This window comes from Nonomuraea ceibae, assembly GCF_019396325.1.
Lineage (GTDB): Bacteria > Actinomycetota > Actinomycetes > Streptosporangiales > Streptosporangiaceae > Nonomuraea > Nonomuraea ceibae.
Window position 1 is genome coordinate 41033 of record NZ_JAHKRO010000053.1, and the last position, 21719, is coordinate 62751.

A 21719-nucleotide genomic window follows, 5' to 3' on the forward strand; every position below is an offset into this window, starting at 1 on the left:
CGGCCGCGCGGCCGTACGGGCCAGAAGGGTCAGACGGTGACGCGGCGCAGCCGGGCCTTGGGGGCCTCCTCGCCGGGGAAGACGCGCTTGACGCCGTCGCCCAGGGCCTGCTCGATGACGCGGATGTCGCGCACCAGGTGCTCCAGCCCGGCCGGCTCCAGGGAGGCGGCGTGGTCGGAGCCCCACATGGTGCGGTCGAGCGTGATGTGGCGCTCGACGCAGACCGCGCCGAGCGTGACCGCGGCCAGCGAGATCTGCAGGCCGCGCTCGTGCCCCGAGTAGCCGACCGGCACGCCGTAGCGCTCCTTGAGCGTGGTGATCGTGCGCAGGTTGGCCTCCTCCGGCGGCAGCGGGTAGGTGGAGGTGGCGTGCATCATGATCAGCCGGTCGGTGCCGAGGATCTCCACGGCCCGGTCGATCTCCTGGAGGGTGGACATGCCGGTCGACAGGATGACGGGCTTGCCGGTGGCGGCCAGGGCGCGCAGCAGCTCGTGGTCGGCGACGCCGGCCGAGGCCACCTTGTGCACCAGGACGTCCATCTCCTCCAGGAACTCCACCGACGGCACGTCCCACGGAGAGGCGAACCAGTGCAGGCCCCGCTCGTCGCAGTACTTGGCGATCTGCCGGTACTCGTCGCGGCCGAACTCGGTGCGCTCCTTGTACTCCAGGTACGTCATCTCGCCCCACGGCGTCTGCCTGATCTGCCCCTTCTGCTCCTCGGGCACGCAGATCGCCGGGGTGCGCTTCTGGAACTTGACCGCCTGGCAGCCGGCGTCGGCGGCCACGTCGATGAGGCGGCGGGCCACGTCCAGGTCGCCGTTGTGGTTGATGCCGATCTCGCCGATCACGTACACCGGCTCGCCGTCGCCGACCAGCACGTCGCCGATCGCGACCGGGCCGAACGTGCGGCGGGGCGCGGGGGAGGGGGCGGGCTCGGGCTCCGGCCGGGCGGCCACCACCCGGTCGCACAGCTCGCGCACCGCGCCGTCGCCGCCGACCTTGGTGAGGACGACGCGGGCGGCGGCGCGCACGCGCGGGTGCGCGTCCGGCACCGCGACCGGCCAGCCCACCTCGGCCATCGGGCCCAGGTCGTTGACGTCGTTGCCGACGTAGGCGACGCGGGCCGGGTCGAGCCCCTCGATGGCCAGCCAGTCGCGCAGCACCGTGCGCTTGTCGGCCAGGCCCTGCAGCACCGGCACGCCGAGCTTGCGCGCCCGCGCGGCCACCACCGGGTTGTGCTCGGTCGACATGACGAGCACCTTGACCCCGGCGCGGCGCAGCAGCGACACGCCCATCCCGTCGGAGCGGCTGACCAGCACCATCTCGCGCCCGTCGGAGTCGACGTAGGCGCGGTCGTCGGTGTGCACGCCGTCGAAGTCGGTGATGACGGCGTCGACGTCGATCGGCTCGGGCGCGTCGACGAACGGCGCGAGCGCCCGGACGAGCTCCAGGTCCTCGGGGTTGTCGACCTCGATCGCGTGCTGCGGCGGCACCGGCTGGACGGCGATGGCGCCGAAGAAGCGGTGCCCGTGCTCGCGCAGCCCCTCGGTGCGCATCGCGTAGAAGGCGCCGTTCTCGCGGTACTGCGGCTCCAGGTCCTGGCGGCGGCGGCGCACGGCCGGGTCGTGGTTGATGCCGGAACCGTTGCCGGTCCACAGGAACTCGTGCGTCGGCAGCCCCGACACGACGGAGTCGGCCTCGCCGTCGAGGACCCGCCGCACCGCGGCCGACAGGTCCTCGGGGTCGATGAACGCGCTGGTGCACTGCACGAGCACGACCACCTCGGGGTCCTCGCCGAGCGTGTCGAGCGCGTGCAGCACCGCCGACTCGCTGGAGGCGGTCGCGCCGCTCAGCTCCTCGGGCCGGTCGACGACGCGCGCGCCGGCCCGGCGGGCGGCCTCCGCGATCCCGGCATGGTCGGTGGACACCACGACCTCGTCCACGAGCTCGGCCCGCAGGCAGGCGCGCACCGCGCGGGCCACCAGCGGGACCCCGCCGACCGGCGCGAGGTTCTTCAGGGGTACGCCCGCCGAACCTCCGCGGGCGGGAACTACGGCCAGGACTCGCAACGTGACTCCTCCATGCTTACGGGTTGCACCCAGAAGCTAGAGGGACCGATTGAACTGGCAGCGTCCCCGTCCTGAACTTTCCGTGTGCCTCAGACGGCGGGCAGCCGGAGCACGAAACGGGCGCCGTCGGGGTGGTCCTCGACCCGGATCTCGCCGCCGTGCGCCATGGCCACGTCGCGGGCGATGGCCAGGCCGAGGCCGGTGCCGCCGGCGTCGCGGCTGCGGGCGGCGTCCAGGCGGGTGAAGCGCTCGAAGATGCGCTCGCGGTCCTCCTCGGCGATCTGCGCGCCGTCGTTCTCCACGGCCAGCACCGCCTGGCCGTTCTCCCGCGAGACCGTGACGCGCACCCGGCTCTCTGCGTGGCGCTGGGCGTTGTCCAGCAGGTTCGTCAGCACCCTGACGAGTTGCAGGCGCACGCCCTGCACGGCGACGCCCTCCTCCAGCTCGGCCCGTACCGGGATCTTGTCCTTGCGGGTGGCGAGCTCCTGGCGGACCAGTTCGGCCAGGTCGGTGCGCTCCTTGGCGACGTCGACGCGGGAGCCGATCCTGGCCAGCAGGAGCAGGTCGGTGATGATGGCCTCCAGCCGGTCGGTGTCGCGCAGGCAGCTCTTGACCAGCGCCTGCACGTCGGTCTCCTCCGGGTAGAGCTCGGCGCTCTCGAGCTGGGCGCGCAGCCCGGCGATGGGGGTGCGCAGCTCGTGGGAGGCGTCGGAGGCGAACTGCCGCTGCTGCAGCGCCGAGCGCTCCAGCCGGGCCAGAGTGCCGTTGACGGCCCTGGCGAGCTGCGCCACCTCGTCCTCGCCGCGCGGCTGCGTCACCCGGCTGCTCAGGTCGCCGACGTTGACCTCGTCCAGCTCGGCCCGCATCGCCGCCACCGGGCGCAGCGCCCAGCCGGTGACGGCCCAGGTGGCCCAGGAGGCGAGCGCGACCAGGGCGCCGAGCTGGGCGGCCACGGTGACCTCCAGCGTCCGGGTGGCCAGCACCGACGGGGTGCGGCGGCCGGCGTAGACGACGGCCGCGCCGGGGTCGTGGGAGACCCGCATGGCCGTCAGGTGCAGGCACTCGCCGGAGCGGCAGCTCGTCGTGTCGATGGCGCCCGCGTCGGGCGGCGGGCGCACGCCGCTGATCGGCGGCCGGTTGCGGGCGGCGTCGCTGGCCGCCACGACGGTCCCGTCGGGGGCGACGACCTGGATGAGGTCGATGGACGGGTCCGGCACCGGCACCGTCGCCCCGGGCCTGAGCGCGCCGGTGCGGACCTCGGTGACGGTGCGGCCCGCGCTGTCGCGGGTGTCGGACCACACGGCGTCGGCGACCAGCGACCTGGCGATGATCACGCTGCCGACGGCCACGGGCGTGAGCACCAGGGCGGCGACCGCCGTGGCGACGAGGGTGACGCGTCCGCGCAGAGAGCGGGCCCACAGGCGTGACACCCACCGAGGCTACAAACCGCAGTCACTCGCGCATGCCGCCTGCGGGCAAAGTATGGTCAATGCTGCAGCCAAACGGCGGTGTCCGGCGGGATCGCGCCGCCGGCAGGCAGCGGGCCGCTCGCCAGCAGCACCCGCCCGCCCAGGCCCGGGTCGACCGGCTCCTCGCCGGTGTTGAGCACCACGGTCAGGCCGGGCTCGCGCCTGATCGCCAGCACGTCCCTGGGGGAGTCGAGCCAGGTCAGCGTGCCGCCGCCGAGCGCCGGGTGCTCCCTGCGCAGCCGCAGGGCCGCCCTGTAGAGGTTGAGCGTGGAGGCGGGGTCGTCCTCCTGCGCCTCGGCCGACAGCGCCGTCCACTCCGCCGGGATCGGCAGCCACGGGTCGCGCCAGCCGCAGCCGGGCCCGGCCGTCCACGGCAGCGGCACCCGGCAGCCGTCGCGGCTCTCGCCGGTGCGCCGGAAGGCCGGGTCCTGCCGCAGCTCGTCGGGCAGGTCCAGCACCTCGGGCAGGCCCAGCTCCTCGCCGTTGTAGAGGTAGGCCGAGCCGGGCAGCGCCAGCATGAGCAGGGTGGCCGCGCGGGCGCGGGCCAGGCCGCCGTGCCGGGTGACGTGCCGGGGCTTGTCGTGGTTCGACAGCACCCAGGTGGTCGGCGCGCCCACCAGCTCCGCCTCCGCCAGCGACTTCTCGATCACCGTACGGAACGACTTGGCGTGGAAGTCGGCCATCATGAACTCGAAGTTGAACGCCTGGTGCAGCTCGTCCGGCCCGATGTAGCGGGCCAGCCGCTCCGGCGACGACACCCACGCCTCGGCCACCGCCATCCGGCCGCCGGGGTAGGAGTCGAGGATCGGCCGCCACTCGCGGTAGATGTCGTGCACCCCGTCCTGGTCGAAGTACGGCACCCGCTCGTCGCCCAGCATCTCGGCCTGGCGGCCCTCCTTGGGGCCGACGTCGGGCAGCCCCTCGGCCTTGATCATGCCGTGCGCCACGTCGACCCGGAAGCCGTCGACGCCCCGGTCCAGCCAGAACCGCAGGATGTCGCGGAACTCGGCGCGCACCTCCGGGTTCTCCCAGTTGAGGTCCGGCTGCTCGGGGGCGAACAGGTGCAGGTACCACTGCCCGTCGTCCACCTGGGTCCAGGCGGGGCCGCCGAAGATCGACTCCCAGTCGTTGGGCGCGTCGCGGAAGATGTAGCGGTCGCGCAGCCCTGCCCGGAACCACGGGTGGCGGTCGGAGGAGTGGTTGGGCACCAGGTCCACGACGACCCGCAGGCCCAGTTCGTGCGCGTCGCCGATCAGCGCGTCGAAGTCGGCCAGCGTGCCGAACATCGGGTCGACGTCGCGGTAGTCGGCCACGTCGTAGCCGCCGTCGGCCATCGGGGAGGTGTAGAACGGGCTCAGCCAGATCGCGTCCACGCCGAGCCTCTTGAGGTAGCCCAGCCGCAGGCGCACCCCTTCCAGGTCGCCGACGCCGTCCCCGTTCGCGTCGGCGAAGCTGCGGGGGTAGACCTGGTACACGACGGCGTCGCGCCACCAGTCGTCGTTGTCGGGCATGGCTGTCCTCCCCGGGGTGTCCGTGATGTCTGGTGCAGGATGGCGTGCTCGATCGGCTGAGCGCAAGTTGCCGAAAGTTGCAGATCGCCTCTGCGCTGGGCCGGGCGCGTTTCTCTCGGCCCGTACGGTGTGGATCGGGTAACGCTCGATTGCAAGTTCTTCCAATTCTTGCAAAGAGCCGCTAACGTCCCGGTCACATAAGCCGCGAAAGCGGTCCTGTTAACGATCTTTGGTGGCGGCCCCGCTCAGGTGTCGCCCATCCTCCGTGACCTCAGGAGGTCTCATGAGCAAGCGAGCTCTGGGTGTGGCCGCTTTCGCGTCCCTGGCCTTCGCCACCGCGGCGTGCGGCGGCTCCGACCCGGCCGCGCCGTCGGCCGCGCCCACGGCCGGGGCGAGCGGATCGGCGTCGGCCCCCGCCGCGGCGGGGGGCACGCTCGTCATCTGGGCCGACCCCAACCGGGTCAAGGCGCTCAAGCCGTTCGCCGACCAGTTCGGCACCGAGAACGGCGTGACCGTCGAGGTCAAGGAGATCAGCAAGGACAACCAGACCGTCTTCCTGACCGCCTCCCAGCAGGGCAGCGGCCCCGACGTGATGGTCGGCGCGCACGACTGGATCGGCAACCTGGTGCAGAACGGCGCCATCGACCCGGTCAACCTGACCGAGGAGCAGAAGAGCGCGTTCTCCCCGATCGCGATGAAGGCCGTCACCTTCGACGGCCAGGTGTACGGCGCCCCGTACGCCGTCGAGAACATCGCGCTGATCCGCAACACCGACCTGGCCCCCGACGCGCCCGCCAGCATCGAGGAGATGGTGAAGACGGGCAAGAAGCTGAAGGACGACGGCAAGGTCGAGGAGATCCTCTGCCTTCCGGTCGCGCAGAAGGGCGACGCCTTCCACGCCTACCCGATCTTCGCCTCCGGCGGCGGCGCGCTGTTCGGCACCACCGCCTCCGGCGACCCCGACCCCAAGAAGGTGCTGCTCGGCTCCGAGGGCTCGGTCAAGGCGTTCGGCAAGTTCAAGGAGCTCGGCGAGAAGGGCGACGGCGCGCTCAAGACGTCGATCACCAACGAGAACTACATCACCAGCTTCGCCGGCAAGAAGTGCGCCTACCTCATCTCCGGCCCGTGGGCGATGACCGACGTGAAGAAGGGCGGCTTCGGCTACGACATCACGCCCGTCCCGTCGTTCGAGGACGGCGAGCCGGCCACCCCGTTCGTCGGCGTGCAGAGCTTCTTCGTCGCCTCCAAGGGCAAGAGCAAGACCCTCGCCCAGGAGTTCGTCACCAACTACGTCACCAACAAGGACGTGGCCAAGGCGCTGTACGAGGCCGACCCGCGGCCCCCGGCGCTGGCCGAGACCCTCGAAGAGGTCAAGGCCGCCGATCCCGACGCCGGCAAGTTCATGGACGCCGGCAAGGACGGCATGCCGATGCCCGCCATCCCCGAGATGGCCGCGATCTGGGAGCCGTTCGGCATCGCCGAGGCGGCGGTCGTCAAGGGCGGCGACCCGGCCAAGGCGGCCGCGGCCGCGCAGAAGGCCATCGACGGCGCGCTCAAGAACTGACGTCATGGCTCCGGACGTGCCCGGGGCCGCGGAGCGCGCTCCGCGGCCCCGCCGCAACATCACCACCGCCTTCGTGGTGAGCCGGATCGCGGTGCTCGCCGTGGCGGCCGCGATCCTGCTCTACGCCGTGCCGCCGCTCGTCGCCGCCGAGTCCTGGCTCGGGCTCGGCGTGCTCGGCGCGGCCACGGCGCTGATCGGCTACCTCTACCTGACGCCCCGCCTCGTCCCGGCCAAGTACCTGGTCCCGGGCACCGTCTTCCTCATCGCGTTCCAGGTCGTGCCCGTCGTCTACACGGTGACGACCGCGTTCACGAACTTCGGCGACGGCCACCGGGGCAGCAAGCAGGACGCGGTCGTGGCCATCGAGACCGGCTCGGTCCGCCAGGCGCCCGGCTCGCCGGAGTACGCGCTGACCGCCGCGCTGCGCGACGGCGAGCTGGTGTTCCTGCTCGTCGACCCCGACACCAAGCAGGCCGGGCTGGGCACCGCCGAAGGGCTGGAGCCGCTGGCCGGCGCCCGGGTGGGCGTCACCGGCAAGGTGCTGAGCGCCCCGGGGCTCACCGTGCTGAAGGCGCCCGAGGCCGCCGCCCGCGCCAAGGAGATCTCCGCGCTGTCCGTGCCCACCCCCGGCGGGGCGATCAAGGCCAACGGGCTCAGCCGCGCCGTCGAGGGCAGGGCCGCGCTCGTGTACGACGCCGCCTGCGACTGCGTGCGCGGCGAGGGCGGGCCGTGGACCGCCGACGAGAGCCAGGGCTACTTCGTCAACGCCGCCGGCGACCACCTGGCGCAGGGCTGGCAGGTCGGCGTCGGCCTCGACAACTTCGCCCGGGTGCTGACCAACCCCACCATCTCCGGCTACTTCGCCGGGGTGTTCGGCTGGAACGTGGTGTTCGCGCTGGCCTCCGTCGCCGGCACGTTCGCCCTCGGCATGTCGGTCGCGCTGGCGCTGCACCATCCCCGGATGCGCGGCACCAAAATCTACCGGATCGCGATCGTCCTGCCGTACGCCATGCCCGCCTTCGCCATGCTGATGGTCTGGCGCGACATGTTCAACCGCGACTTCGGCCTGATCAACCAGCTGTTCGGGCTGGACGTCGACTGGCTGGGCGAACCGCTCACCGCCAGGCTCGCGGTGATCCTGGTCAATCTGTGGCTCGGCTTCCCGTACATGTTCCTGGTCACCACCGGCGCGCTCCAGGCGATCCCGCGCGAGCTGACCGAGGCCGCCTCCATCGACGGCGCGACGCCGTGGAAGGGCTTCCGCAAGGTCACGCTGCCGCTGCTGCTGGTGGCGCTGACGCCGCTGCTCATCTCGTCGTTCGCGTTCAACTTCAACAACTTCAACGCCATCGCGCTCACCACCGACGGCGGGCCGTTCCCGGCGGAGAACCCGCAGGTGGGAGCCACCGACCTGCTCATCACCTACACCTTCCGGCTGGCGTTCGGCGCGGGCGGGGCGCAGTTCGGCTTCGCCGCCGCGGTGTCGGTGTTCATCTTCGCCATCGTGGCGATCATCTCGGCGACGGCGTTCCGGCGCACCCGCAAGCAGGAGGAGGTGTACGCGTGAAGATGGCGCTCAGGCACGCGTTCGCGCTGGCGGTGTGCGCGTTCGCGCTGTTCCCGATCGTGTTCGTGCTCTCGGCCGCGATCAACCCGCTGGGCACGCTGGCCTCCACCGACCTGCTGCCGACCGGGTTCGGGCTCGGCAACTTCGCCGACCTGTTCGGCTCGGACGTCTACCCGTTCGGCCGGTGGTTCTTCAACTCGGTGTTCATCGCGCTGACCGCCTCGTTCGCCAGCCTGCTGCTGTCGATGTTCGCCGCCTACGCCTTCAGCCGGATGCGCTTCGCCGGCCGCCGGGCCGGGCTGCTGGCGTTGCTGCTCATCCAGATGTTCCCGCAGTTCCTGGCCATCGTGACGATCTTCATGATCTTCACCAGGGTGACCGAGCTCTACCCGGCGTTCGGCTTCGACACCGTGTGGGGGCTGCTGCTGCTCTACCTCGGCGGCGCGCTCGGCGTGAACACCTGGCTGATGAAGGGCTTCCTCGACACCATCCCCAAGGAGCTCGACGAGGCCGCCACGGTCGACGGCGCCACGCACGCGCAGATCTTCTGGCGGGTCATCATGCCGCTGGTCACGCCGATCCTCGCGGTCACCGCGCTGCTGGCGTTCATCGGCACGATGAGCGAGTTCCTCATGGCCAGCGTCTTCCTGCGCGACCCGGAGAGCAAGACGCTCGCCGTGGGCATGTTCGGGATGATCGCGGGCGACAACCGCAACGCCAACTTCGGCATGTTCGCCGCCGGCACGCTGCTCACCGCGATCCCCACCGTGGGGGTGTTCCTCTGGCTGCAGAAGTACATCGTCTCCGGCCTGACCGCCGGAGCCGTCAAGGGATAGGAATCACGTGCGCCTGATCGACGAGCCGCATCACGACGGCTCCGCACTCTACGTCTCCGCCCAGGCGCCCGAGCTCGGCTCCACGGTGACCCTGTGGCTGCGCGCCCCGCGCGCCGCGGGCGTCACCGGCGTCCACGTACGCGCCGTGCACGACGGCGAGCCCCGCTACGCGCCCGCGTCCGTCGACGCCGCCAGGACCGCCCGCGCGGTCGGCGGCTACGGCGCGGGCGACGTGTGGTGGCGGGCCGAGGTCACCGCGGTCAACCCGGTGACCCGCTACCGCTTCCTGCTGGAGACCGCGCGCGGGCAGCGCTGGCTGACCGCCGCCGGGCTCGTCCGGCACGACCTGCCCGACTCGGGCGACTTCCGGCTGGTCTGCCACGCGCCGCCGCCCGCCTGGATGGCCGGCTCGATCGTCTACCAGATCTTCCCCGACCGCTTCGCCGCCTCCCGGCCGATGCGCGAGCTGCCCGGCTGGGCGCTGCCGCGCGACTGGGACCGCGACCCCGTCATCCCGCACGGCCCCGGTACCGCCGAGCAGTTCTACGGCGGCGACCTCGACGGCATCACCGAGCGCCTGGACCACATCGAGGCGCTGGGCGCCGACACCGTCTACCTGACGCCGATCTTCCCGGCCCGCTCCAACCACCGCTACGACGCGGCCACGTTCGACCGGGTCGACCCGCTGCTCGGCGGCGACGAGGCGCTGCACCGGCTGTCGGACGCCCTGCACGCGCGCGGCATGCGGCTGCTCGGCGACATCACCACCAACCACACCGGCGACTCCCACGAGTGGTTCACCGCCGCCGTGTCCGACGTGCGCGCGCCCGAGCGCGAGATGTACTTCTTCGACCCGGACACCGGCGACTACGCGTCGTGGTGGGGCTTCAAGTCGCTGCCCAAGCTCGACTGGAGCAGCGAGCTGGTCCGCGCCCGCATGCGCGAGGTGCTCACCCGCTGGATCGGGCCGTTCGACGGCTGGCGCGTCGACGTGGCCAACATGACCGGCCGGCTCGGCGCCGCCGACCACGCCCACGAGGTGGCCGCGATGCTGCGCCGCGCCCTGCCGCCGCAGGCCGCGTTCATCGCCGAGCACAACCACGACGCCTCCGCCGACCTGGACCGCGACGGCTGGCACGGCACCATGAACTACGGCGGCTTCACCCGGCCCGTGTGGGCCTGGCTGCGCGGCGACGACCCCGGCCTGGAGCACTTCCTCGGCGTGCCCGGCGGCGTGCCCCGCCGCGACGGGACCGACGCGCTCGCCACGTTCCGCGCGTTCGCCTCGCACCTGTCGTGGCGCTCGCTCGTGCACTCCTGGCAGCTCCTCGACTCCCACGACTCGCCGCGCATCCGCACCGTGACCGGCTCGCGCGAGCGCCACCTGGTGGCGCTCGGCCTGCAGGCCACGCTGCCGGGCACGCCCATGGTCTTCGCCGGCAGCGAGTACGGGCTCACCGGCGTCAACGGAGAGCACGCGCGCACCCCCATGCCCTGGAACCGCCCGGCCGACCAGGATCTCGTCACCCTGGCCGGCTACCGCACCCTGCTGGGCCTGCGCCGCGCCGAGCCCGCCCTGCGCCACGGCGGCCTGCGCTGGCTGCACGCCGACGCCGACTGCCTGGTGTTCGCGCGGGAGACGTACGAGGAGACGCTGGTGGTGTGCGCGCGCCGCGCGCCCGGCCCGGAGCTGCGGCTGGGCACGCACGCCGAGGGGGTGCACGACGCGCCCGACGGCGACGTGCTGCCCGGGGACGGGCCGTCGTTCCGCGTCTGGCGCCTCGCCCCGCGATCACGCTAAGTTGGCACATCTCCGTGCAACGTTCAATTAGATAGTGGTGTCACGTATGAGGTTACTGTCCGTGGCGGTCCTGGCCACGCTCCTGCCCGCCGTCCCCTTGCAGGCCGCGGCCCAGGCCGGCACGACCTACTACGTCGACTCCAAGGCGGGCGACGACTCGGCCGCGGGCACGTCCGAGTCGGCCGCCTGGAAGTCGCTGGACGCGGTCAACGCCACCTCGCTCCAGCCGGGCGACACCGTCGCGATCCGGCGCGGCAGCACGTTCAGCGGCTCGCTCACCCTCACCGCCAGCGGCACCGCGGCCGGCCCCATCACCGTCAAGGCGTACGGCAAGGGGCCGCTGGCCAGGATCAGCGGCCGCGACGCCGACTGCGTCGTCATCTCCGGCAACCACTGGAAGGTCAGCGGCCTGCGCGCCTCCGGCTGCCGCTGGGCCGGCTTCCGCGTCGAGGGCGACCACAACACGCTGTCCGGCGTCGAGGCCGACCGCAACATCGCCGGCGCCGTCATCGCGCCCACCGGCGCCCGCAACACCGTCCGCGACAGCACCTTCACCGCCAACAACCGGATGAGCATCGCCGACAAGGGCGGCGACAACGACTCCGGCGCGTTCGGCATCCTGCTCAACGGCGACGACAACCTCGTCACCGGCAACACCATCACCGGCAGCTACGCCAAGAGCCCCGACTACGGCTACGACGGCGCCGCCATCGAGGTGTTCGGCGGCAACCGCAACCGCGTCACCCACAACCGGGCGCACGACAACAACACCTTCAGCGAGCTCGGCGCCAAGAAGGGCGACACCGCCACCGGCAACGTGATCGCCTTCAACGTCGTCACCTCCACGCTCAGGAGCGGCTCGTTCCTGGTCACGCGCGGCCCCCGGCACATCGTCGGCCCGGTCAAGGGCACGATCGCGGTGCACAACTCGGTCTACATGCCGGCCAGGAAGACCATCGGCTGGTCCTGCCACGACGGCTGCTCCCCGTCGATCCTCAAGCTCCGCAACAACGTCGTCGTCGTCGGCGGCCAGGCGGGCTTCGAGGACGGCTCCGGCGCCGACGAGGCGGGCAGCGTCTACCGGGCGCGCAGCGCCCGCTTCAAGCTCGGCGCCGGCTCGGTCATGGCCGACCCGAGATTCGTCTCCGCGACGAACCTGCGGCTGCGGCCCGGCTCCCCGGCACGCGGCCGGGCCGTCCGCCTGCCGGCCGCCTGGTACGGGGGCGCCGAGCTGGCCAGGGACTTCACCGGCAGGCCCATCCCGGCCGACCCGCACGCCGGCGCCTACCAGCGCTGACCCGCCCCGGGCGGCTCAGCCGATCCCGTAGCGATCGGCCATCCACGCGTAGACCTGCCGGGCGGCCCGCTCGTCGCCCAGCAGGTGGATCAGCCGCGACGTGCGGCGGGTCAGCACGCAGGCGAAGCTCTCGGCGAACAGCTCCGAGACGTCCTCCCGGTACGGCGGGGCCAGGTGGGCGCGGCGCAGCGCGTGCAGCACCACCCACCACGGCTCCGCCGACGGGCGCCCGTCGGAGTCGTCCAGCGCGTGACCGAGCTCGTGGCCGCACACGTTCACCGAGGGCGAGGGGACGCTGCCGACCGCGATGCGGCGCAGCGCCGGGTCGTAGACTCCGGCGCTGCGCTCCCACGTGCCCTCCTGCTGGGGGAGCGGCAGCGCGCGCAGCTTCTCGAAGGCCGGCAGGTCGGGAACGGCTCCCGGGCCGACGACCAGGCCGCCGCTCAGGTGCTCGGCCAGCCGCCCCGCCAGCCGCCGGGGGACCGCCGCCAGCGTCATGACGGCCAGCAGCGACTCGGCCGGCGGGAAGGCGCCGGGCACCCACATCCGGGTCAGGCGGTGTTCCAGGACACCGACATGGAGCCACCCGGGCCATGCTCTGCTGGGCCTCACCACACCGCGCTCTCTCCGCGCTCTCAGCACGTCTTTCCGGTGGCCGCCCTCCGCGGCCGGATTCCATGATTGCCTATTTACCGGTGAGGAGCGGCTGATCGCGCCAACGACATGCTTGGCCCGAAAAATGACCTCATCTTTCAGCGGCCCCGGGCCGCCTGAGCGAGAGCGCCCAGGAGGTCAGGCCGGGGGTCAGGCCGGGCGGTGGGCCAGCCCGTGGACGATCAGGTCGAGGACGGTGTCGAACGCCGGGCCCGGCTCGGCGATCAGGCCCTTCGTCTCGGCCAGCACGAACCCCGACATGAAGGCGTGCAGCACGTCGCCGGTGCGCTCGACGTCGGGCCCGGGCACGCCGGCCGCGCGCAGGATGCGGTGCAGCACGCCCCAGATGCCGCCCTCGTGGGCGATGCCCGGCTGCTGGTGGGCGTAGGCGTAGGCGAACAGGGCCGGGTAGGCGCGGGCGAGCGCATGGTAGGCCAGCGCCAGCGCGCGCAGCTGCTCCTGCCACGGGGTGCCGTCGTCGGGCGGCAGCTCCAGCCGGTTGGCCATGCCGACGCAGATCTGCTGGATGAGCGCTTCCTTGCTCGGCACGTGGTGGTAGAGCGACATCGGGTTCACGTCGAGCTCGGCGGCCAGCTTGCGCATCGACAGGGCGTCGACGCCGCCCTCGTCCACCATGCGCAGGGCGGCGGCGTGGATCTCGCCGAGGGTCAGAGGAGCGCCCCTTCGCGCACTGGTAGCCATACGGTGTATGGTAGCAGCCATACGGTGTATGGCAACAAGCATTGGGAGTGCTCATGACGGAGATCCCGGCCCCCAAGGGCCTGCCGATCCTCGGCAACGCGCTGCAGATCCCCTCACACTCGCCGTCGGCCTACTTCGAGGAGCTGGCCGGCCGCTACGACCAGGGGCTCTACCAGGTGGACCTGGCCGGCCGGAAGGTCCTGTTTGTCTACGACCCCGACCTGGTGGCCGAGGCGTGCGACGAGAGCAGGTTCGTCAAGCGGATCGACCCGCCGCTGTCGATCGTGCGCGACTTCGGCGGCGACGGCCTGTTCACCGCCGAGCAGGACGAGCCCCTGTGGGGCCAGGCGCACCGCATCCTCATGCCGGCCTTCAGCCAGCGCTCGATGAAGGCGTACTTCCCGCAGATGCTGGAGGTCGCCGAGCAGCTCGTCGCCTCGTGGGCCCGCCGCCAGGGCGAGGACCTGCCCGTCGCCGACGACATGACCCGGCTCACGCTCGACACGATCTCGCTGACCGGCTTCGGCTACCGGTTCGGCTCCTTCGACACCCCGGAGCTGCATCCCTTCCTGCGGGCGATGGGCGGCGCGCTGACCGAGGCCATGCACCGCAACCAGCAGCTCCCGCTCCTCACGCGGCTCAAGTGGCGCGAGGAGGAGGCATACCGGCGCGACATCGCCGTCATGCGCGAGCTCGTCGACGAGGTGATCAAGCAGCGCCGGGGCGGCACGGAGAAGTCGCAGGACCTGCTCGGCCTCATGCTGGAGGCCGCCGACCCGCGCACCGGCGAGCGCCTGCCCGACGACAACATTCGCGACCAGGTGCTCACCTTCCTCATCGCCGGCCACGAGACCACCAGCGGGCTGCTCTCCTTCGCGCTGTACAACCTGCTGCGCGAGCCGCACGTGCTCGCCCGCGCCTACGACGAGGTCGACAGGCTGCTGCCGGGCGACGAGCCGCCCACGTACGAGACGATCATGAAGCTGGACGTGATCCCGCGCATCCTCGACGAGACGCTGCGGCTGTGGTCGCCCATCCCGGCCTTCGGCGTCAACGCCGTCGCCGACACCACGATCGGCGGCCACCCCATCCCGGCGGGCACCCGGATCGGCGTCCTGCTGGGCCCGCTGCACCGCAGCCCCAAGGCGTGGGAGCGGCCCGAGGAGTTCGACATCGACCGCTGGCTGCCCGAGGGCAGGAAGAGCCACCACCCGGCCGCCTACAAGCCGTTCGGCAACGGCGAGCGGGCCTGCATCGGCCGCCAGTTCGCGCTCACCGAGGCCCGGCTCGCGCTGGCCATGATCCTGCGCCGCTTCGCCGTGTCCGACCCGGCCGTCTACCGGATGCGGATCAAGCAGACCCTCACCGTCAAGCCCGACGGCTTCACCGTGCGGGTGCGCGAGCGCCGGCCGCACGAGCGCAGCGTCGCCGTGCCCGAGCGGCCGGCCGAGCACGGAGACGTGCACGGCGACGAGCGGCAGGACGTCACCGTGAGCGGCGTCCCCCTCACCGTCGCCTACGGCTCCAACCTCGGCACCTGCGCCGACATCGCCGAGCGGCTGGCCGAGCGGGCCGGCCGGGCCGGCTTCGCCACCACGCTCGTCACGCTCGACGAGCTGGAGCCGCCCGAGGGCGGGCTGCTCGTCGTGGTCGCCTCCTCTTACAACGGCAAGGCGCCCGACAACGCCCAGCGCTTCGACGCGCTGGAGAGCCTGCCGCCGCTGACCGGCGTGCGGCTCGCGGTGCTCGGCGTCGGCAACACCCAGTGGCCCACCTACCAGGACTTCCCGCGCCGCGCGTACGCCAAGCTCACGGCGGCGGGCGCGGAGCCGCTGGTCGAGCGGGGCGAGGCGGACGCCGACGGCGACCTCGACGGCGACGTCACCGCCTGGACCGGCAAGCTGTGGGCGGCCGTCGCCGACGTCTACAGCGCCTCGGCCGCCGACGCCGGCCCCCGCTACGAGCTGGAGGTGCTGAGCGAGGCCGAGGTCAGGCCCGCCGTCGTCTCCGCCCGCGCCGTGCCGCTGACCGTCGTGTCCAACGAGGAGCTGACGGGCGACCCGGCCGGGCTGTGGGACTTCTCCCGGGAGGCGCCGCGCCCCGGCGTCCGCTCGATCGTCGCCCGGCTGCCCGAGGGCGTCACCTACACCGCGGGCGACCACCTGGCCGTCTTCGCCAAGAACGACCCCGAGCTGGTGGAGTGGGCGCTGCGGCTGCTGCGCGTGCCCCGCGAGCAGGTCGTCCGGCTGCGCGCCCGCACCTCCAGCCACCTGCCGCTGGACACGCCGGTGACCGCCGGGCTGCTGCTCACCGAGTTCGCCGAGCTGCAGGAGGTCGCCACCCGCGCCGACCTGGAGGCGCTGGCCGCCCACACCGGCTGCCCGTGGACCAAGGGCCAGCTCGCCGCCCTGACCGACGCGTACGCCGACGAGATCCTGGCCAAGCGGGTCTCGCCGCTGGCGCTGCTGGAGCGGTTCCCGGCGATCGAGCTGCTGCTGCCCGCCTTCCTGGAGATGGCCGGGCCGATCAAGCCGCGCTACTACTCGATCTCCTCCTCGCCGCTGGCCGCCCCCGGCCTGGTCCGGATCACCGTCGGCCTGGTGGAGGGCCCGGCCTGGTCCGGCAGCGGCGAGTACCGGGGCATGTGCTCGGCCTACCTGGCCGGCCTCGGCGAGGGCGAGGTCTTCTACGGCTACGTGCGCGAGCCCGCGCCGCCGTTCCGGCTGCCGGAGGACCCCGCGACCCCGGTGATCATGGTGGGCCCCGGCACCGGGTTCGCCCCGCTGCGCGGCTTCCTGGAGCACCGGGCGCTGACCGGCGCCACCGGCCCCGCCGAGGTGTTCACCGGCTGCCGCCACCCCGAGCACGACTGGCTCTACCGCGACGAGGTGGAGGCGTGGGCCCGGCAGGGCGGCGTGCGCGTGCACACCGCGTTCTCGGCCGTGCCCGGCCACCCGCACCGCTACGTCCAGGACGCGCTCGCCGCCGCGGGCGACGCCGTGTGGGACCTGCTCGAACGGGGCGCGTACGTGTACGTGTGCGGCGACGGCCTGCGGATGGCGCCCGCCGTCCGGGCCGCCCTGTCCGCCCTGTACCGCGAGCGCACCGGCGGCGGCGCGGGCGAGGCGGAGACCTGGCTGGCCGGGCTGGAGGAATCCGGCCGCTACCAGCAGGACGTCTTCGCCTGACGCCGGTATGAGGTGCCTCCCGCGAGGGAAGAGGGCAGGGGGGCGATTCGCGCATCATGTGCGACATATCCGTGGAACCTTCCGGAAACCTGTCCACGGCACTGTGAGAAGCCTCGGGAAGGGAGGGCGGCAATGCTGCTGAGACTGAGGGTGTCGCTGCCGGACCGGCCCGGTGGCCTCGGGCAGGTCGCCAAGGTGCTCGGGACGCTCGGCGCCGACATCCTGCAGGTCACCGTGCTGGAACGGGAGAAGGGCCGGGCCGTGGACGACTTCACCGTCTCCTGGCCCGGCGCGGCGAGCCCGCAGGAGGTGCGCCAGCGGTTCACCGACGTGCCGGGCGTGCGGATCGAGGGCGTGTGGCCGACGCGCGAGGCGCCCGGCTCCGCGCCCGACTACGACCTGCTCATGCACGTCGCCGCCGAGCCGGGGCGCGGGCTGGCGACGCTCGTCGACGCGCTGCCGGGGCTGTGCGGCGCCGAGTGGTCGGTCGCCTACGCCGACGGCGCGGTGCGGCACGCCTCGCTGGCCGCGCCCGACTACGTCGACCTGCCGGAACCGCCGCCGCGGGCCGCCTGCCTCGACACCGAGAAGCTGCGGCTGATGCTGCTGCCGGTGACCACGCAGAACCTGCACCTGCTGGTGGCGCGCGCCGACGGGCCGGTGTTCCACCGCGCCGAGCTGGAGCGGGCCGTGCGGATCGTGGACGTGGTCTCTGCGCTGGCCGCGCGTAAGTGATCGTTGACCGGCGAAACGGACGATGACTAACGTGGCCGGATGACCGTCCACGAAGCGCGCATCGGCCGTCACTACGAGGACTTCGTGATCGGCGACGTCTACCAGCACCCGCTGGGCCGCACCATCAGCGAGGCCGACAACACCTGGTTCACGCTGCTCACGATGAACACCAACCAGAACCACTTCAACGCGCACTTCGCCGCGAAGGCCCCGGCCGGGAAGATCATCGTGAACTCGGGGCTGACCGTCGCCATCGTGCTCGGCCTGTCGGTCATGGACGTCAGCCAGACCGCGCTGATGAACCTCGGATGGGAGGAGATCCGCCTCACCCACCCGGTGTTCATCGGCGACACCCTCTACGCCGAGTCCCTGGTCACGGCCAAGCGCGAGTCGAAGTCGCGGCCGTACGCCGGGATCGTCACCTGCCGCACCCGCGGCCTCAACCAGGACGGCGACGAGATCATGTCGTGGACCCGCACGGTCATGGTCTACAAACGCGACGCCCCGCACGACAAGGGCTATTTCCCCCAGGCCAAGACCGGCCCTCTGGAAGGCTGAGCGATGGACTTCGAGCTGACCGACGAACAGCGGGCCTTCCGCGAGACGCTGCGCGCCTTCGTCGACAAGGAGATCGTGCCGGTCGCCACCGAGTGGGAGCACTCCGGCCGCTACCCCACCGAGATCGTCGAGAAGATGAAGACGATGGGCCTGTTCGGCCTGTCGGTGCCCGAGGAGCACGGCGGGCTCGGCGCCGACATGGTCACCTTCGCGCTCGTCTTCGAGGAGATCGCGCGCGGCTGGATGGGCGTGGCCGGCACCATCGGCTCCCACTCCATGGCCTGCTCGATGATCGCCCGCCACGGCACCGGCGAGCAGAAGCGCCTGCTGCCCGAGCTGGCCACCGGCGCCCGCCGCACCGGCATCGCGCTCACCGAGCCCGGCGCCGGCACCGACCTGCAGGGCATCCGCACCCGCGCGGTCCGCGACGGCGACCACTACGTCGTCACCGGCACCAAGACGTGGATCACCAACGCCCGTCACGCCGACCCGCTGCCCGTGCTCGTCAAGACCTCGATCACCGAGCCCGCCCACAAGGGCATGTCCGTGCTGCTCGTCGACCCGTCGGCCGAGGGCTTCGCCGTCAGCCGCGACCTGCCCAAGCTCGGCTACAAGGGCACCGAGACGTGCGAGGTGGCGCTCGACGGCGTCCGCGTCCCCGTGGGCGCGCTGCTCGGCGGCGTCGAGGGGCGCGGCATGCAGCAGGTCCTCGGCGCGCTGGAGATCGGCCGCGTCAACATCGCCGCCCGCGCCGTCGGCGTCGCCCAGGCCGCCTACGACGCCGCCCTCGGCTACGCCCGCGAGCGCACCGCGTTCGGGCAGCCGATCGCCGACTTCCAGGCCATCCAGCTCAAGCTCGCCGACCTGGCCACCGAGATCCAGGCCGCCCGGCTGCTCACCTACTGGGCCGCCTCCCGCGCCGACAGCGGGCAGCGGATCGACATGGAGGCGGGCATGGCCAAGTACTTCGCCTCCGAGGTGGCGCTCAAGGCGTCGCTGGAGTCGATGCGCATCCACGGCGGCTACGGCTACTCCCAGGAGTACGTGGTCGAGCGGCTCTACCGGGACGCGCCGCTGATGGCGATCGGCGAGGGCACCAACGACGTGCAGCGGCTGGTCATCGCCCGGGCGCTCGTCTCCGGGAAGGGGCGCATCGGCTGGTAGCCGGAGCTCAGATCGGGCGCACCACTACCATTACCGTCCTTTGTCCGCACATAGGGAACAAGCGGCATCGACGGGGCAAGTCAGGGTAGGTTTGGCCGGGTGTCGATCGCCCCAGCCGCATCCAGCGGCACCGCGTCCGATTCCGCCGGCTCCCACTCCAGGCTCGCCTGGCTCGACGCGCTCCGCGGAATCGGCGCCCTGGCCGTCGTGGCCGAGCACATGCTGCCGTGGTACCTGCCGTCGGCACGGCCCTACTGGTTCAGCTTCGGGGTCTTCGGCATCTTCGTGTTCTTCCTGGTCAGCGGCTACATCATCCCGGCCTCCCTGGAGCGGCACGGCGACGTGCGGGCCTTCTGGCTGAGCCGCGTCTTCCGCCTCTACCCGCTCTACCTGGCCGTCTCCGTCCTGGTGCTCGCCCTGGCCTGGTGGGTGCCGGTCCGCGAGGCCGTGCCGCGCGACGGCGGGTCCGTCGCCGGGCACGCCACCATGCTGCTCGACGTCGTGGGCGTGGGCGGGCTCGCCGACACCATGTGGACGCTCTCGTACGAGATGGTCTTCTACCTGCTCGTCACCGCGCTGTTCCTGCTGAGGCTGCACGAGCGCAGCGCGCTGCTGTCGGTCCTGTTCGCCGCCACCGGCGTGGTGACCGGGCTGGTGATGAGCCGCGCCCTGTTCGGCGGCGCCTGGGTGGCGTACGCGTCCTGCGCGGTGTTCGTCGCCGGGCTCGCCTGCGTGATCGGCGGCCGGTTCCGCAGGGCGGCGGCGCTGAGCATGGGCGTGATGGCGCTCGTCCTGCTGGTCCTCAACAGCCGGGTGCCGTGGCTCGGCGCGGCCATCGTGGCGCTCATGTTCGCCGGCACCGCCGTCCACCGGTGGGAACGCGGCCAGGGCAGTCTCTGGCCCGTCGCCCTCACCACCGCGCTCGTCGCCGTCTCGCCCTTCTGGGCCGTCCAGAACGGCTGGTGGTGGGTCCAGCCCGACGTGTGGGTGACCACGATCGCGCTGTCGGCCGCGGTGTTCGGCGGCGCCATGGCGCTGCGCGGCAGGCGGCTGCCGAAGGCGCTCACCTGGCTCGGCCTGATCAGCTACTCGCTCTACCTCGTGCACCATCCGGTGCTCAAGTACGTCAGCGCGGTCGCCGGTGACCTGCGCGCCGCCTCGCTGCCGGTCCAGCTCACCGCGACCGTGCTGGTCACGGCGCTGATCGTGGCCGTCAGCGCGCTGACGTACCGCTGGGTGGAACGGCCCATGCAGGAGCTCGGCCGCCGCCTGTCCCGGCGCTGGGCGACAGCGCGATAGCGACCTCCGGGTGGCGGGACAGCGCCTCGCGCACCACCGGGTCCTCCACCATGAGGAACGCCAGGTGCCGGATCGCGTGCGCCGCCACCTGCGCCACCTCCACCCGCTCCGGCGACGGCGTCGCGGGCGCCGCGCCCCGGGCCGGCTCCGCCGCCGGCCGCCCGTCGGCGGGCAGCCACGGCTCCGGATCGGGACACACCGCGTAGGTCAGCACGATCTCGCCCGGCCGGTGGCGCCAGCTCGTCGAGTGCACCACCACCTCGTCCGTGCCCGGCTCCACCCCGGCCGCCCGGCGGGCCGCCTCGTCGGGGCTCTCACCAGCGGCGGGGGAGACCACCACGCGCCGATAGGACCAGCCGTCGCCCGCCCGCAGCAGGAGCGTCTCGACCGAGACCACGTGTCTTGCCGTCACCGCCAGCAGCCTACTGCCACCCCTGTGCAGGAACGTCCATCTCGCATGTGTGTCCCGCTCTTGCGCGAGCGGGCCCGCCCGTGGCAGTAGTCGAGGACGGGACAGAGAGAGGCGGGGGCCATGCCGGGGACGCTGGTGCTGATGGGATCGGGCGAGACGAGCCCGACCATGGTGGAGGTCCACCGGGCCGCCGCTCGCGCGCTGCCGCCCGGCGCGCGGGCCGTGCTGCTCGACACCCCGTACGCCTTCCAGGAGAACCGCGCCGACATCTCCGCCCGCGCGCGCGGCTACTTCGCCCGCAGCGTCGGCCTGGACGTCGAGGTGTCCGGCGACGTGACCGGCGCCGCCTGGGTCTTCTCCGGGCCCGGCAGCCCCACCTACGCGCTCGACCGGTGGACCGGCTCCGGCGTGGCCGCCGACCTGCGCGCCCGCGTCCGCGCCCGCACCGGGGTCACCGTGCTCGCCTCCGCCGCCGCCTGCACCGCCGGGCTCGCCACCGTGCCCGTGTACGAGATCTACAAGGCCGGCGCCGACCCGCACTGGCGCGACGGGCTCGACCTGCTGGCGGCGCTCGGGCTGCGGGCCGTGGTGATCCCGCACTTCGACAACGCCGAGGGCGGCACCCACGACACCCGCTACTGCTACCTGGGCGAGCGGCGGCTGTCGCGCATGGAACGCGAGCTGCCGCCGGGCTCGGCCGTGCTCGGCGTCGACGAGCACACCGCGCTCGTCATCGACCTGGAGAGCGAGTCGGCCGAGGTGGCGGGCCGGGGCGTCGTCACCGTCCGCCGCCCGGCGGGGGCCGGAGCGGCGGTGACCGAGCTGCCCGCGGGGACGCGTACCGATCTGGACGAGCTGCGGCGGCTCGCCGAGGGGCGGCGGGGCGCCGCCGC

General features: G+C 72.6%; 17 protein-coding genes. 11 read left to right on the top strand and 6 right to left on the bottom strand.

All coding sequences use genetic code 11. From position 1 onward, the window contains the following. Nucleotides 1–29: 29 nt before the first annotated feature. From KME80_RS28350 to KME80_RS28360, 3 genes are all read right to left on the bottom strand, one after another. On the bottom strand, nucleotides 30–2069 hold the full coding sequence (locus tag KME80_RS28350; RefSeq protein ID WP_219509419.1) for an N-acetylneuraminate synthase family protein: 2040 nt from the start codon (nucleotides 2067–2069) through the stop codon (nucleotides 30–32). Nucleotides 2070–2158: 89 nt separating this feature from the next. Beyond that, nucleotides 2159–3499, bottom strand: coding sequence for a HAMP domain-containing sensor histidine kinase (locus KME80_RS28355; RefSeq protein WP_219509420.1), 1341 nt, complete (start codon nucleotides 3497–3499; stop codon nucleotides 2159–2161). Between the two features lie 56 nt (nucleotides 3500–3555). Then, nucleotides 3556–5049, bottom strand: a complete 1494-nt coding sequence (locus KME80_RS28360) for a glycoside hydrolase family 13 protein (RefSeq protein ID WP_219509421.1) — start codon at nucleotides 5047–5049, stop codon at nucleotides 3556–3558. A 283-nt stretch (nucleotides 5050–5332) separates the two neighbouring features. Between KME80_RS28360 and KME80_RS28365 the strand changes: the two genes are divergently transcribed. Genes KME80_RS28365 through KME80_RS28385 form a run of 5 tightly spaced genes read left to right on the top strand, consistent with a single transcriptional unit; the run spans nucleotide 5333 to nucleotide 12114 of the window. After that, nucleotides 5333–6613: a sugar ABC transporter substrate-binding protein gene (locus KME80_RS28365; RefSeq protein ID WP_219509422.1), complete on the top strand. Its 1281-nt coding sequence runs from the start codon at nucleotides 5333–5335 to the stop codon at nucleotides 6611–6613. Nucleotides 6614–6617: 4 nt separating this feature from the next. After that, nucleotides 6618–8180: an ABC transporter permease subunit gene (locus KME80_RS28370; protein WP_219509423.1), complete on the top strand. Its 1563-nt coding sequence runs from the start codon at nucleotides 6618–6620 to the stop codon at nucleotides 8178–8180. A gap of 2 nt (nucleotides 8181–8182) precedes the next feature. Beyond that, nucleotides 8183–9016 (top strand): sugar ABC transporter permease, encoded by an 834-nt coding sequence (locus KME80_RS28375; RefSeq protein WP_219509438.1) that lies wholly within the window; start codon nucleotides 8183–8185, stop codon nucleotides 9014–9016. A 7-nt stretch (nucleotides 9017–9023) separates the two neighbouring features. Further along, nucleotides 9024–10817, top strand: coding sequence for a glycoside hydrolase family 13 protein (locus KME80_RS28380; RefSeq protein ID WP_308125956.1), 1794 nt, complete (start codon nucleotides 9024–9026; stop codon nucleotides 10815–10817). A 46-nt stretch (nucleotides 10818–10863) separates the two neighbouring features. Next, nucleotides 10864–12114 carry a right-handed parallel beta-helix repeat-containing protein gene (locus KME80_RS28385; RefSeq protein ID WP_219509424.1) on the top strand — a complete coding sequence of 417 codons (1251 nt, stop codon included), beginning with the start codon at nucleotides 10864–10866 and terminating at the stop codon, nucleotides 12112–12114. Between the two features lie 15 nt (nucleotides 12115–12129). Here KME80_RS28385 and KME80_RS28390 read toward each other — a convergent pair whose 3' ends face one another. Together KME80_RS28390 and KME80_RS28395 are read right to left on the bottom strand one after the other, a co-directional pair. Next, on the bottom strand, nucleotides 12130–12660 hold the full coding sequence (locus KME80_RS28390; protein ID WP_219509425.1) for a hypothetical protein: 531 nt from the start codon (nucleotides 12658–12660) through the stop codon (nucleotides 12130–12132). A 258-nt stretch (nucleotides 12661–12918) separates the two neighbouring features. Then, nucleotides 12919–13470: a TetR/AcrR family transcriptional regulator gene (locus KME80_RS28395; RefSeq protein ID WP_219509426.1), complete on the bottom strand. Its 552-nt coding sequence runs from the start codon at nucleotides 13468–13470 to the stop codon at nucleotides 12919–12921. Between the two features lie 53 nt (nucleotides 13471–13523). Here KME80_RS28395 and KME80_RS28400 point away from each other — a divergent pair, with 53 nt between their 5' ends. The 5 genes from KME80_RS28400 to KME80_RS28420 all read left to right on the top strand — a co-directional run bounded on the left by KME80_RS28400 (nucleotide 13524) and on the right by KME80_RS28420 (nucleotide 20414). Continuing rightward, nucleotides 13524–16658: a bifunctional cytochrome P450/NADPH--P450 reductase gene (locus KME80_RS28400; RefSeq protein ID WP_219509427.1), complete on the top strand. Its 3135-nt coding sequence runs from the start codon at nucleotides 13524–13526 to the stop codon at nucleotides 16656–16658. Nucleotides 16659–16790: 132 nt separating this feature from the next. Next, the gene (locus KME80_RS28405; RefSeq protein ID WP_219509428.1) at nucleotides 16791–17393 is read left to right on the top strand and encodes an ACT domain-containing protein; all 603 of its coding nucleotides are present in this window, start codon (nucleotides 16791–16793) and stop codon (nucleotides 17391–17393) included. A gap of 39 nt (nucleotides 17394–17432) precedes the next feature. Next, nucleotides 17433–17951 (top strand): MaoC family dehydratase, encoded by a 519-nt coding sequence (locus KME80_RS28410; RefSeq protein ID WP_219509429.1) that lies wholly within the window; start codon nucleotides 17433–17435, stop codon nucleotides 17949–17951. 3 nt (nucleotides 17952–17954) lie between these two features. Then, entirely contained in the window at nucleotides 17955–19115 is a 1161-nt protein-coding gene (locus tag KME80_RS28415; protein ID WP_219509430.1) for an acyl-CoA dehydrogenase family protein, read from the top strand. 99 nt (nucleotides 19116–19214) lie between these two features. After that, complete coding sequence (locus tag KME80_RS28420; RefSeq protein WP_219509431.1) at nucleotides 19215–20414, top strand: acyltransferase family protein; 1200 nt, start codon at nucleotides 19215–19217, stop codon at nucleotides 20412–20414. On the opposite strand, the gene KME80_RS28425 is transcribed toward KME80_RS28420, so the two are convergent. Further along, the gene (locus tag KME80_RS28425; RefSeq protein WP_219509432.1) at nucleotides 20329–20826 is read right to left on the bottom strand and encodes a hypothetical protein; all 498 of its coding nucleotides are present in this window, start codon (nucleotides 20824–20826) and stop codon (nucleotides 20329–20331) included. The genes KME80_RS28420 and KME80_RS28425 overlap by 86 nt on opposite strands. Before the next feature lie 120 nt (nucleotides 20827–20946). Here KME80_RS28425 and KME80_RS28430 point away from each other — a divergent pair. Continuing rightward, nucleotides 20947–21719: type 1 glutamine amidotransferase family protein (locus KME80_RS28430; RefSeq protein ID WP_219509433.1), on the top strand; the 773-nt coding region annotated here is incomplete at its 3' end.

What these genes read in the sequence shown, in the direction of transcription:
- KME80_RS28360 (WP_219509421.1), bottom strand. Translation starts at nt 5,049, where the DNA reads ATGCCCGACAACGACGACTGGTGGCGCGACGCCGTCGTGTACCAGGTC.
- KME80_RS28365 (WP_219509422.1), top strand. Translation starts at nt 5,333, where the DNA reads ATGAGCAAGCGAGCTCTGGGTGTGGCCGCTTTCGCGTCCCTGGCCTTC.
- KME80_RS28370 (WP_219509423.1), top strand. Translation starts at nt 6,618, where the DNA reads ATGGCTCCGGACGTGCCCGGGGCCGCGGAGCGCGCTCCGCGGCCCCGC.
- KME80_RS28375 (WP_219509438.1), top strand. Translation starts at nt 8,183, where the DNA reads ATGGCGCTCAGGCACGCGTTCGCGCTGGCGGTGTGCGCGTTCGCGCTG.
- KME80_RS28385 (WP_219509424.1), top strand. Translation starts at nt 10,864, where the DNA reads ATGAGGTTACTGTCCGTGGCGGTCCTGGCCACGCTCCTGCCCGCCGTC.
- KME80_RS28390 (WP_219509425.1), bottom strand. Translation starts at nt 12,660, where the DNA reads ATGTGGGTGCCCGGCGCCTTCCCGCCGGCCGAGTCGCTGCTGGCCGTC.
- KME80_RS28395 (WP_219509426.1), bottom strand. Translation starts at nt 13,470, where the DNA reads ATGGCTACCAGTGCGCGAAGGGGCGCTCCTCTGACCCTCGGCGAGATC.
- KME80_RS28400 (WP_219509427.1), top strand. Translation starts at nt 13,524, where the DNA reads ATGACGGAGATCCCGGCCCCCAAGGGCCTGCCGATCCTCGGCAACGCG.
- KME80_RS28405 (WP_219509428.1), top strand. Translation starts at nt 16,791, where the DNA reads ATGCTGCTGAGACTGAGGGTGTCGCTGCCGGACCGGCCCGGTGGCCTC.
- KME80_RS28410 (WP_219509429.1), top strand. Translation starts at nt 17,433, where the DNA reads ATGACCGTCCACGAAGCGCGCATCGGCCGTCACTACGAGGACTTCGTG.
- KME80_RS28415 (WP_219509430.1), top strand. Translation starts at nt 17,955, where the DNA reads ATGGACTTCGAGCTGACCGACGAACAGCGGGCCTTCCGCGAGACGCTG.